Origin of the sequence: Streptomyces sp. NPDC001668, from assembly GCF_042893155.1 — a bacterium.
GTDB lineage: Bacteria > Actinomycetota > Actinomycetes > Streptomycetales > Streptomycetaceae > Streptomyces.
Window position 1 is genome coordinate 419,267 of the sequence record NZ_JBIAUQ010000006.1, and the last position, 11,539, is coordinate 430,805.

12 protein-coding genes are annotated in these 11,539 nt (G+C 70.7%); 4 read left to right on the forward strand and 8 right to left on the reverse strand.

Annotated elements, in window-relative coordinates:
- Positions 1 to 45: 45 nt before the first annotated feature.
- The gene (locus tag ACFYZ8_RS21500; protein WP_388537662.1) at positions 46 to 1,860 is read right to left on the reverse strand and encodes a prolyl oligopeptidase family serine peptidase; all 1,815 of its coding nucleotides are present in this window, start codon (positions 1,858 to 1,860) and stop codon (positions 46 to 48) included.
- A 150-nt stretch (positions 1,861 to 2,010) separates the two neighbouring features.
- Between ACFYZ8_RS21500 and ACFYZ8_RS21505 the strand changes: the two genes are divergently transcribed.
- Together ACFYZ8_RS21505 and ACFYZ8_RS21510 are read left to right on the forward strand one after the other, a co-directional pair.
- A complete protein-coding gene (locus ACFYZ8_RS21505) occupies positions 2,011 to 2,385 on the forward strand; it encodes a nuclear transport factor 2 family protein (protein WP_359034091.1) in 375 nt (124 codons plus the stop codon).
- Between the two features lie 166 nt (positions 2,386 to 2,551).
- Positions 2,552 to 3,403 (forward strand): SURF1 family protein, encoded by an 852-nt coding sequence (locus ACFYZ8_RS21510; protein ID WP_388537664.1) that lies wholly within the window; start codon positions 2,552 to 2,554, stop codon positions 3,401 to 3,403.
- A gap of 39 nt (positions 3,404 to 3,442) precedes the next feature.
- Here the strand turns inward: ACFYZ8_RS21510 and ACFYZ8_RS21515 are convergent, their stop codons facing one another.
- The 4 genes from ACFYZ8_RS21515 to ACFYZ8_RS21530 all read right to left on the reverse strand — a co-directional run bounded on the left by ACFYZ8_RS21515 (position 3,443) and on the right by ACFYZ8_RS21530 (position 7,961).
- A complete protein-coding gene (locus ACFYZ8_RS21515) occupies positions 3,443 to 4,471 on the reverse strand; it encodes a hypothetical protein (RefSeq protein ID WP_388537666.1) in 1,029 nt (342 codons plus the stop codon).
- 131 nt (positions 4,472 to 4,602) lie between these two features.
- The gene (locus ACFYZ8_RS21520; RefSeq protein WP_355749191.1) at positions 4,603 to 5,178 is read right to left on the reverse strand and encodes a SigE family RNA polymerase sigma factor; all 576 of its coding nucleotides are present in this window, start codon (positions 5,176 to 5,178) and stop codon (positions 4,603 to 4,605) included.
- A 456-nt stretch (positions 5,179 to 5,634) separates the two neighbouring features.
- A complete protein-coding gene (locus tag ACFYZ8_RS21525; RefSeq protein ID WP_388537668.1) occupies positions 5,635 to 6,687 on the reverse strand; it encodes an aspartate-semialdehyde dehydrogenase in 1,053 nt (350 codons plus the stop codon).
- Complete coding sequence (locus ACFYZ8_RS21530) at positions 6,684 to 7,961, reverse strand: aspartate kinase (RefSeq protein WP_355749197.1); 1,278 nt, start codon at positions 7,959 to 7,961, stop codon at positions 6,684 to 6,686. The genes ACFYZ8_RS21525 and ACFYZ8_RS21530 overlap by 4 nt, the downstream gene beginning before the upstream one ends.
- A gap of 203 nt (positions 7,962 to 8,164) precedes the next feature.
- On the opposite strand from ACFYZ8_RS21530, the gene ACFYZ8_RS21535 reads away from it, so the two are divergent.
- A complete protein-coding gene (locus tag ACFYZ8_RS21535; protein ID WP_359034082.1) occupies positions 8,165 to 8,851 on the forward strand; it encodes a response regulator transcription factor in 687 nt (228 codons plus the stop codon).
- Positions 8,848 to 10,188 carry a HAMP domain-containing sensor histidine kinase gene (locus ACFYZ8_RS21540; RefSeq protein ID WP_359034080.1) on the forward strand — a complete coding sequence of 447 codons (1,341 nt, stop codon included), beginning with the start codon at positions 8,848 to 8,850 and terminating at the stop codon, positions 10,186 to 10,188. The genes ACFYZ8_RS21535 and ACFYZ8_RS21540 overlap by 4 nt, the downstream gene beginning before the upstream one ends.
- Here the strand turns inward: ACFYZ8_RS21540 and ACFYZ8_RS21545 are convergent.
- From ACFYZ8_RS21545 to ACFYZ8_RS21555, 3 genes are all read right to left on the reverse strand, one after another.
- Positions 10,154 to 10,654: an SgcJ/EcaC family oxidoreductase gene (locus ACFYZ8_RS21545; RefSeq protein WP_359034078.1), complete on the reverse strand. Its 501-nt coding sequence runs from the start codon at positions 10,652 to 10,654 to the stop codon at positions 10,154 to 10,156. The genes ACFYZ8_RS21540 and ACFYZ8_RS21545 overlap by 35 nt on opposite strands.
- Before the next feature lie 173 nt (positions 10,655 to 10,827).
- Entirely contained in the window at positions 10,828 to 11,079 is a 252-nt protein-coding gene (locus tag ACFYZ8_RS21550; protein WP_359034075.1) for a helix-turn-helix domain-containing protein, read from the reverse strand.
- Complete coding sequence (locus tag ACFYZ8_RS21555; RefSeq protein WP_359034073.1) at positions 11,076 to 11,492, reverse strand: SsgA family sporulation/cell division regulator; 417 nt, start codon at positions 11,490 to 11,492, stop codon at positions 11,076 to 11,078. The genes ACFYZ8_RS21550 and ACFYZ8_RS21555 overlap by 4 nt, the downstream gene beginning before the upstream one ends.
- Positions 11,493 to 11,539: the final 47 nt, after the last annotated feature.

The window sequence follows — 11,539 nt, forward strand, 5'->3', positions numbered from 1 at the left end:
CTGCGCGACGAGCCCCCACGCCCCTGCGGACGACAACGCTCCCCCCTACCCCAAATGCCGTTCCGCGAAGTCCAGTTCAAGCCGGACCTGCTTGATCCGCTCGTCCACCACCAGCGAGCCGTGCCCCGCGTCGTACCGGTACACCTCGTGCACCGCGCCCCGGGACTCCAGCCGCTTCACGTAGTTGTCGACCTGCCGGATCGGGCACCGCGGGTCGTTGACGCCCGCCGAGATGTACACCGGCGCCTTGACCTCGTCCACGTACGTCAGAGGCGACGACGCCTCGAAGCGCTCGGGCACCTCCTCCGGCGTACCCCCCAGCAGCGTCCGGTCCATCGCCTTCAGCGCCTCCATCTCGTCGTGGAACGCCGTGACGTAGTCCGCGACCGGCACCGCCGCGATGCCCAGCGCCCACGCGTCCGGCTGGGTGCCCAGGCCCAGGAGGGTGAGGTAGCCGCCCCACGAACCCCCCGTGAGGATCAGCCGGTCGGGGTCGGCGAGGCCGGACGCGATCGCCCATTCCCGCACCGCCGCGATGTCCTCCAGCTCGATCAGGCCGACCCGGTGCTTCAGCGCGTCGGTCCACTCGCGCCCGTAGCCCGTGGAACCGCGGTAGTTGACGCGGACGACCGCGTACCCGTGGTCCACCCACGCCGCCGGGCCCGCCGCGAACGAGTCGCTGTCGTGCCAGGTCGGGCCGCCGTGGATGTCGAAGACCGTGGGCAGCGGCCCCGTCGTCCCGGCCGGCTTCTGCACCAGGGCGTGGATCCGGCCGCCCGGTCCCTCCACCCACACGTCCTCCACGGGCACCGAGCCGGGGGACTTCAGACCCGGCGGGTCCAGGACCACCTCACCGGTCGTCGAGCGCACCGCCGACGGCTCGGCGGCCGAGGACCACAGGTACTCCACGCTGCCGTCGGGGCGGGCCGTCGCCCCGGAGACCGAGCCGGGCGGGGTCGGGACCTTCTCCAGCTTGCCGCTCTCCAGGTCGTACCGGAACAGCTCGCTGCGCGCCTCGAAGCTGTGCACGATGAGCAGACCGGTGCCGTCCGGGTACCACTCGGCGCCCACGTCGCCGGGCAGGTCCAGGGCGAGGTCGCTCTCCACGCCGGTGGCCACGTCCCACACCAGCGGTTCCCAGCGGCCGCGCCGCTGATGGCCGATGAGCAGCCGGGTGTCGCCGTCGACCGGGGCGAAGCCGAGGACCTCCAGGCCCAGTTCCTCGGTGCCGCCCTCGGTGTCGTCCAGTTCGGCGACCGCCCTGCCGTCGGGGCGCACCACGCGCAGCGCCGAGTGCATGGCGTCGCCGTGCTCGGTGTGCTCGATCGCGATGAGCGAGCCGTCGTGGGAGAGGTCGCCGACGCCCGCCGACTCGCGGTGCCGGTAGATCTCCACCGGCTCCTCGCCGTCGCGCACGAGGTGGATGGAGGTGCCCTCGTCGTCGGTCGAGCGGCCCACGACCGCCGTACGGCCGTCCCGGCCCAGGGCCAGGCCCGCGGGGTAGGAGGCGTCGAGACCGGGCGCGGCGAGTTCGTCCGGGCCGCCCTCGAAGGGCTGGCGGCGCCAGACGCCGAACTCGTCGCCGTCCTTGTCGTCGAACCACCAGATCCACGCGCCGTCCGGGGAGAGCACTCCGTCCGTCGTGCCGTTCGGCCGGTCCGTGACCTGGCGCTGGACGCCGGTGGCCCGGTCCCAGGCGTACAGCTCGTACGTCCCCGTGGCGTTGGAGACGAACAGGGAGCGGTCGGGGGCGTCCTCCGCCCAGTCGGGCAGCGACACCCGGGGCGCCCGGAAGCGCTTCTCCCAGTCCGGCATCTCGTCGTTCCGCTCGGCCGCGGCGGACCCGTTGCTCTCAGTCATGACCCCATACTGCCTGCCCTCACAGACAATCCGCAGACGAGGTCCCCAGCCTGTGGACAACTTCTACCAGTCGCTTACCCGAACCCCTTCCGAGCTGGCCCGGAAGGCCGTCCGGGCCCGTTGTCAGTGGCGGGGTGCAGACTCGTCCGCATGACCGATCTGCGCAAGACCGTGGAGCGTTTCTGGGCCTTCGCCGAGGCCCGCGACTGGACCGCGTTCGCGGACACCCTGTCCGAGGACGTCGTCTACACCCTGCCGCAGACCCGCGAGCGCATCAGCGGACGGGAGCGGTACGTCGAGTTCAACCGCGAGTACCCGGGCGACTGGCACCTGCGGATCGAGCGGATCGTCGCCGAGCCGGGCCAGGTCGTCACCTGGGCCCACTTCACGGTGGGCCTGGAGGAGATGTACGCCATCTCCTTCTTCACCGCGGACGAGAGCGGCCGGATATCCACCGTCACGGACTTCTGGCCGGAGCCGTACGAACCCCCGGCGGGCCGGGACCACCTCACGGAGCGCTACTGACCGTTCCTGGAGAGGGAGCGGGAGGGCGGGGTCCCTCCCGCGCGGCCGCACCTCCGTTCCCGCGGGCCCGGCAGCATGCCAGGGGCACTGCGGTCGGCCTGGCCGGAACCCAGCAGTTCCCAACCCCGCGCCCCGGCACCCCCGACGGGCCCCGTACCGTGGGAGTGTGTACCGGTTTCTGCTGACGCCCCGCTGGTTCGGCATCAACGTCTTCGTGCTGCTCGCCATCCCGTTCTGCGTCTTCATGGGGTCGTGGCAGCTGAGCCGGTTCGAGGACCGGATGGCCGAGAGCCGGGACGCGACACAGCAGGTCAGCACGGACGAGCGGGAGCCCGCGCGGCCCCTGGCCGAGATGCTGCCGGTGGACAAGGCGACCTCCGGCAAGCAGGTCACCGCGACCGGCCGGTACGACAGGCAGCTACTCGTCCCCGGCCGGCAACTGGACGACCGCGAGGGCTACTACGTCCTGACGCTGCTGCGCACCGACGGCGGCAAGGCGCTGCCCGTGGTCCGGGGCTGGCTGCCGGGCACCCCCGATCCGGCGAAGGTGCCGGCCGCGCCGAAGGGCGAGGTCACCGTCACCGGGGCGTTGCAGGCGTCGGAGACCCCGGGGGACAACGGCGTCAGTGCGCAGGGCGGGCTCCCGGCCGGGCAGACCGCGGCGATCAGCGCGGCCTCCCTGATCAACCTCGTGCCGTACGACGTGTACGACGCGTGGGTCACCCTGAACACCGGTGACGCGGGGATGAGGGCCGTACCGGCGAGCGCGCCCGCCGACAGCGGGCTGGACCTCAAGGCCTTCCAGAACCTCGGCTACACCGGTGAGTGGTTCGTCTTCGCCGGCTTCGTGGTGTTCATGTGGTTCCGTCTGGTGCGCCGCGAGGTGGAGTTCTTCCGGGACGCGGAACTGGGCATCCTCCCGGACGACGAGCAGCCCTCCGAGGAGCAGCCCTCCGAGGAGCAGCCGGCCCAGGAGCAGTCCGCCCAGGAGCAGCCGCAGGAGAAGACGACCGCCTGATCCCGGGCGTCCCCCGACGCCCGTTCGCCGTCCGTCAGGTCAGGACGACGTGAGCACTCCGGTCCAGTACACGGTCCCCGCGCACGCGTTGGACACCGTGGTCGACACCGACGGTCCGCCGCCCGCCGCCGTGTTCGTCACCAGGACGCTGCCGTCGAGCGTGCCGCCGTCCGTGAGGAGCTGGGTGGAGGTCCCGGTGTCGCCCCCGGTGGAGGAGCCCTCGCCTGCGGAGGCGTCCGGGGAGGTCGTGGGGTCGGGGGTGGGGTCGGTCGAGGGTTCCGAAGTGGGGCAGGTCTCGGACGGCACCCACGCGAACTTCACGTCGTAGGAGGAACCCGGCTGGAGCAGCAGCTGGGAGACCTCCTGGGACGGGTCGGGCAGCCCGGCCGACGCCGCGTCCCCGGACAGGTGCCGGACCGCGCCGATCTTGCTGCTGTCTGCGGCGCCCTGCGCGCTCGCGCTCACGGTGCCGGGACCGGTGACCGTGCAGGCGGTGGTCGAGCCGTTGGTGATGTGGAACGTGCCGTAGACCGTCCCGGAGGCGTCGGGCCCCGCGGTGGTCGCCGTGGGGGTGCCGAGCTCGGCGGCCGTACAGGCCGCGGCGCTCGCGGGGGCCGTGGCGGACGGGCCGGAGCCGCTGCTCGCGCCGGTGGTGGCGCCCGCGGTCTTCCCCTTCCCCTCGCCCTTGGTCTCGCCCTTGCCCTTGTCCTCGGCCTTGCCGGAGGAACCCCCTGAGGTGGACTCGCCGCCGTCCTCCTGCTTGCCCTGGCCGGCGCCGCCCTGCATCTGGGAGGTGTGCCCGGCGTTGGCGGTGTTGGCGTTGGTGTTGGTGGCGGAGACGTGGATGACGGCGGGGATCGCGGTGCCGATGAAGAGGGCCGCGGCGGCCATGCCGACGAGGGCCTGCCGCTTGCGTGCCCGCCGGGCGGGGACCGCCTTGCGCAGATGGTCCAGGGTGCCGTCGCGCGGCTCGATCTCCTGGACCGCCTGCTGCAGCATCCGTCGCAGTGCCAGCTCGTCCGAGTCGAACTCCCCCGTGGAGCTCAGATCTTCGGGGCCGTGGTTCACAGTTCCGTTCCCAGCGTGCGATTGCTTGTGCTCTTGCCGCGCCGCCCAGGTCGGCTCGTGCTTGCCTTCCCCGGTCGGCTCATGCCACGCGTAAGGCTCGTGGCGCAGTCCCTCTGCATCACCTTCGCCGCTCACACCGGTTCCTCCATCGCGACCCGCAGCGCCGCGATCCCCCGGGAGCCGTAGGCCTTCACGGAGCCCAGCGAGATGCCGAGCGTGTCGGCGACCTGGGCCTCGGTCATGTCCGAGAAGTAGCGCAGGACCAGGACCTCGCGCTGGCGGCGCTGGAGGCCCTTCATCGCCTTGATGAGGGAGTCGCGCTCCAGCAGGTCGTAGGCCCCCTCCTCGGCGCTCGCCATGTCGGGCATCGGCTTGGACAGCAGCTTGAGTCCGAGGATGCGCCGGCGCAGGGCCGAGCGGGAGAGGTTGACGACGGTCTGGCGCAGGTAGGCGAGGGTCTTCTCCGGGTCGCGGACGCGTTTGCGTGCCGAGTGGACGCGGATGAAGGCCTCCTGGACGACGTCCTCGCAGGAGGCGGTGTCGTCGAGCAGGAGGGCGGCGAGACCGAGCAGGGAGCGGTAGTGCGCCCGGTAGGTCTCGGTGAGGTGATCGACGGTGGTACCGGCTGCCGTCACGTCCTCGGCGCCGTCACGCTGACTGGGTATGCGGGCGGGCCGCGCTGCGGGCATGGGGGCGATCACCGGCATGCCACCGGGCGCCCCGGGCCTGCGGGGCCGGAGGACAGCCGCGCCGCTCGGCGCGGCAGGGAAGTCGAGTACCTGAGCCACGCCAGTTGGACACGCTCACCCCGGTGAGGGTTGTACGCGGCCGTCCATCTTCTCTCAGGCAGCACAACTGACCGTGCGTCGAACGCGCTCATGCCTACCCGCTCTTCCCCTGTGTCCTGAATGGCCGAGGCGTCCCCACGCCTCGCATGCATCCCCGCACCCCCTGAAAGGGCGTTCGCAAAGACGCTCCCCGCCCTTCGCACGGTTGCGGAGAGCGGGGAGGAAAATCTTCGGACGCCCGGGCGCCGGGATCAAGTGGTACGGACCATTAGCCGCACCACATGTCGTACACAGATCCTACAAAGTGATCCGGCCATGGCCAGGGCTTTTCCCGTAGGCACAACTGCGTACGGGAGATCTGCCACGAGACGGGGGTCACACGAACTCGGCCGCCACCAGCTCCGCGATCTGTGCGGTGTTGAGCGCGGCGCCCTTGCGCAGGTTGTCCCCGCACACGAAGAGTTCGAGCGCGGTGGGGTCGTCGAGGGCCCGCCGGACCCGCCCGACCCAGGTGGGGTCGGTGCCGACGACGTCGGCGGGGGTGGGGAACTCACCGGCCGCCGGATCGTCGAAGAGGACGACCCCGGGGGCGGTGGCGAGGATCTCGCGCGCCTTGCGGACGGTGACCTCGCCCTCGAAGCGGGCGTGGACGGTGAGGGAGTGCACGGTGACCACCGGGACCCGCACACAGGTCACGGCGACCGGCAGTGCGGGAAGGCCGAGGATCTTGCGGGACTCGTCCCGCACCTTCATCTCCTCCGAGGACCAGCCGTCCTCGCGCAGCGACCCGGCCCACGGTACGACGTTGAGCGCGACCGGCTCCGGGAACGGCCCGGTGTTGTCGCCGACGGCCCGCCGCACGTCACCGGGGTGCGTGCCGAGCTCGGTGCCGGCGACCAGGGACAGCTGCTGGCGCAGGGTCTCGACGCCGGCCCGCCCGGCCCCGCTCACGGCCTGGTAGCTCGACACCACCAGCTCCCGCAGCCCGAACTCGGCGTGCAGCGCGCCCAGGGCCACGATCATGGAAAGGGTGGTGCAGTTGGGGTTGGCGATGATCCCGCGCGGCCGCATCCGGGCCATGTGCCCGTTGACCTCGGGCACGACGAGGGGCACGTCCGACTCCATCCGGAAGGCGCCGGAGTTGTCCACGACGACGGCACCGCGCGCGGCGGCGACCGGCGCCCACTGCGCGGCCACCTCGTCGGGGACGTCGAACATGGCGACGTCGACCCCGTCGAAGGCCTCCTCCGACAGGGCCACCACCTCGACCTGCTCCCCCCGCACGGCCAGCTTGCGGCCGGCCGAGCGCGGGGAGGCGATCAGTCGGATCTCGCCCCAGATGTCCGCGTGCTGGGACAGGATCTGGAGCATGACCATGCCGACGGCCCCGGTCGCCCCCACGACCGCGAGCGTCGGACGGGCGGTCATCGGCCGGTGCCCCCGTAGACGACGGCCTCGTCGCTGTCGGAGTCGAGCCCGAAGGCGCTGTGCACGGCACGCACGGCCTCGGTGACGTCGTCGGCACGGGTGACGACCGAGATGCGGATCTCGGAGGTCGAGATCAGCTCGATGTTCACGCCGGCGTCGGACAGGGCGGTGAAGAAGTCGGCCGTGACACCCGGGTTGGTCTTCATGCCCGCGCCCACGAGCGAGATCTTGCCGATCTGGTCGTCGTAGCGCAGCGAGTCGAAGCCGATGCCGGACTTGTTCTTCTCCAGGGCGTCGATGGCCTTGCGGCCCTCGGCCTTGGGGAGCGTGAAGGAGATGTCCGTCAGGCCGGTGGAGGCGGCGGAGACGTTCTGCACGATCATGTCGATGTTGATCTCGGCGTCCGCGATCGTGCGGAAGATGACCGCGGCCTCACCCGGCTTGTCCGGCACGCCGACGACCGTGATCTTGGCCTCGGAGGTGTCGTGCGCGACACCGGAGATGATGGCCTGCTCCACCTTCTTGTCCCCTTGCTCGATCGGCTCACTGCTGACCCATGTGCCCTGGAGTCCGCTGAAGGACGACCGGACGTGGATCGGGATGTTGTAGCGACGGGCGTACTCCACACAGCGGTGGAGGAGTACCTTCGAGCCGGAGGCGGCGAGCTCCAGCATGTCCTCGAAGGAGATCCAGTCGATCTTCTTCGCCTTCTTCACCACGCGCGGGTCGGCGGTGAACACGCCGTCGACGTCGGTGTAGATCTCGCACACCTCGGCGTCGAGCGCCGCGGCGAGCGCGACGGCCGTGGTGTCGGAGCCGCCGCGGCCGAGCGTGGTGATGTCCTTCTTGTCCTGGCTGACGCCCTGGAAGCCGGCGACGATGGCGATGTTGCCCTCGTCGAGGGCCGTACGGATACGGCCCGGCGTGACGTCGATGATCCGGGCTTTGTTGTGGACCGAGTCGGTGATGACGCCGGCCTGGCTGCCGGTGAACGACTGGGCCTCGTGGCCCAGGTTTTTGATCGCCATGGCCAGCAGTGCCATGGAGATCCGCTCTCCGGCGGTCAGCAGCATGTCGAACTCACGCCCGGCAGGCATGGGAGATACCTGCTCGGCGAGATCGATCAGCTCGTCCGTCGTGTCGCCCATCGCGGAAACGACGACGACGACCTGGTGGCCGTTCTTCTTCGCTTCGACGATTCGCTTGGCGACGCGCTTGATGCCCTCGGCATCGGCTACGGAGGAGCCTCCGTACTTCTGCACGACAAGGCCCACGTGCGCTCCTCGCTCAGTCCGTGTGTGTCGGCTCAGTTTAACGAGCGTCCGGTTTCCCCCTCCGCGGTATCGCATCGTGAGATTCGGACGCCCAGGTCAGCGCATGCCCAATCCCGCACGCCGGGAAAAGTGCACCGCGTCACATGGCCCTGTGGGAGCCGTGTGACGACAGTGAATTAAGTTTCAAGGATTAGGGTGCGGCTGTGCGCGTACTCCTGGTGGAAGACGATGAGCCGGTCGCCCAGTCCCTCAGACGCGGCCTGATCCGGTACGGCTTCGAGGTCGAGTGGGTCTCCACCGGCGGGGCCGCCCTCGCCCACGAGGGCCCCTACGACGTCGTACTCCTCGATCTCGGTCTGCCCGACACCGACGGCCTGGACGTGTGCAGGGCGCTGCGCGAGCGCGGTGACGTGCCGATCATCGTGATCAGCGCGCGCAGCGACGAGACGGACCGGGTGGTCGGCCTGGAGCTCGGCGCCGACGACTACGTCTCCAAGCCGTTCGGGGTCCGGGAGGTCATCGCGCGGATACGGGCCGTGATGCGGCGCGCGCGGCCCCGTACCGAAGCAGCCGCGGCGGGCCCCGACGCGTACGGCTCCCGTCTGACCATCGACCGCAAGGCCGCCCGGGTCCGCCTCGACGGCGAGGAGGTGCCCCTCGCGCCCAAGGAGTACGACCTGCTGGCCTTCCTCACCGAGGAGCCGGGCGCGCTGATGTCGCGCGAGCAGATCATGGAGGCGGTCTGGGACGCGAACTGGTTCGGGCCGACCAAGACGCTGGACGTGCACGTGGCGGCGCTGCGGCGCAAGCTCGCCGGGGCGGTCGTCATCGAGGCGGTCCGGGGCGTGGGCTTCCGGCTGGAGATTGCCAAGGACGACGGGGCCTCATGAACCGGCAGCTCATCCGGAGCTACATCCTGCTGGTGGCGGTGGCCATCTTCCTGTTCACCGTCCCGGTCGCCTTCACACTGACCAAGCAGTTGCGGGACGACACCCGGCAGTCGGTCCTGCGCGAGGCCAACACCATGGCGCTGCTGCTGAGCAACGGCACCAGCACCTCGTGCGAGGCGCTGACCCAGGTGGCCACGGCGTACGGCGACGTCCAGGCGACCCGCACCGCCAACTGCGACCCGAAGCTGCCCGTTCCCGCCGCGGACGCGGCGCTCAGGCGGGCCGTGGAGAAGAACGAGTCGACGACCGACTGGGGCTCCGACTTCGTCTGGGGCCGGCATCTGACGGTCACCGTGCCCGCGAAGGGCGACGCGGCCGTGCGGATCGTCTACTCGACCTCGGACATGAGCAGGCGGCTCTGGCAGATCTGGGGCTTCCGGGCCGGACTCGCCGTGCTCGTCCTGGCGGCGGCCGCCGCGATCGGCGCGTTCGCCGCCCGCCGGATCACCGCTCCCCTGCGCGAACTCAACGCCATGGCCAGCAAGTTCAGCGACGGCGACCTCACCGCGCGCTCCCCCGTGACGGGACCGCCGGAGACGCAGACCCTCGCCCGCACCCTGAACCAGGGTGCCGAGCGCCTCGACACGCTGGTGGCCTCGCAGCGCATCTTCGTGGCGGACGCCTCCCATCAACTCCGCACCCCGCTCACCGCGTTGCGGCTGTCGCTGGACAACATCGCGGACGGCGTGGACGACGAGTCCGTACGCGAGGACGTGGAGCAGGCGACGGCGGAGGTGGTCCGGATGAGCCGTCTGGTCAACGGCCTGCTGGTGCTGGCCCGGGCGGAGGCGAAGGTGACCGGCGCGGAACCGCTGCCGCTGCGGGACATCGTGGACGAACGCCTGACGGTGTGGAGGCCGGCCGCCGACGAGCGCGGAGTCACCATCGCGCTCAGGGGGAGTGTTGTCGACGACCGGCCGTCTGTGCTGGCCAGCCCCGGCCATCTGGACCAGGTGCTGGACAACGTGCTCTCGAACGCCCTGGAGGTCTCACCGGACGGCGGCAGGATCACCGTCGAGGTCGGGTCCAGGGCGGACATGGTGGTGCTGTCGGTTCTCGACGAGGGACCCGGCATGTCCGACGCCGACAAGTCCCGCGCCTTCGACCGCTTCTGGCGCGGTCAGGGCCTCACCGGACGCTCCGGTTCCGGCCTCGGCCTCGCCGTCGTCAAGCAGCTGGTGACCGACGACGGCGGGACCGTGACGCTGGCGGACGCTCCGGGGGGCGGGCTGAAGGTGGAGATCAGCCTTCGGGCATCGCCGAGGAGTGGTGGTTGACGATCTTCCACACACCGTTCTCCTTCTCGTACGTGTACGAGTAGCGGGCCTCGACGACCCGCTTGGCGCCGCTCTTCGGGTCGGTGAGCGTGAACTCGTAGACGCCGGTGTCGATCGCGGAGTTCGTGTCGAGGACGTTGACGACCGTCTTGACCTTCTTGCCGACCGGCTTGTTCTGAAGGAAGTGCTCGAAGTAGTCGACGATCTCCGCGTGGTTGGTGCGGACCTTGTTGGAGACGGTCGGCAGGAGAACCGCGTCCTTCGCGTACAGGTTCGCCACCTTGTCGGCGTCGCCGGTCTGCAGGGTCGCGTTCCAGGTGTCGAAGAGGGCCGCGATCTGCTTCTTGGCGGGCTTCTTCGCGTGCTCGGGACCGGCTGTGGCGACGACGGTGCCGACGGTGCCGAGTGCGACGACGGCGGTGGCGGCGACGATGGCTGCGCGCTTGGTTATGGAACGACGGGTCATCGCTGTCTCCAGGGCGGTGAGAGGTGGTGCTGTGAACTGACTCCAGCCTCTCTTTTCGCTGGTTAGGGCCCGTACAGCCGAGATACAGGGCAGAGACAGGGGTTGCCCAATTCACGCTGGGTGATGTTCCCGTGACAGGTGAGATGCTGCTGCCGGGCTCCTGACCGCCGTGGTCACGAACGCCGTAGGCGCGCGGCCCGCGTCCCCCTGATCCGTGCCCCCAGCGCGCGGGCGTACTCCCGCATGGTTTCCAGGTCGTGGACCTCGCCGCCCTCGATCTGCGTGACCCATGCCGGGAAGAGATCCGCCGCGAGGGCCACCTGACCCCGCGTCAGGCCCTGTTCCTCGCGGACCGCGCGCAGTTGGTGGCCGAGGGCGTACGCGTGCGGGGCGGACAGCGGGCCCCGGAGGCCGGCGCGGATCACACCCGCCCCCCGAACAACGCCACCAGCCCGTGGTCGAGTTCGGCGCCCACGGTCTCCTCGCCCGCGGTGACGACCGTGTAGGTGCGGGCCAGGAAGCGGGTCAGGTCGGCGGAGGCGAAGCGCAGAACGGCGACGCCCTGCGCCGCGTGGAACTCCACGTACGTGTGGGCCGGACCGGCCGGGCGGACCCGGACGTTGCCGATGCCGGCCGGTGCCCGCAGCCCCTCGCCCAGCAGGACGCGGGCGAACGTCCACGTCGCGACCTCGCCGTCGACCGTGACATGCGGCGGGAAGTCGAGGTGCACGGCCAGCGGGTCGCCGGAGGTGTAGCGCAGGGTCGCGGGGATCGCGATCTCCTGGTCCGTGGCCGTGATCAGGCGGGCGCCTGTCGGCTGCTGGAGGGTGACGTGCATACGGGGCTCCAAGTCGGCGGGGGGCACGGGCCGGGTGTGGCCGTTGT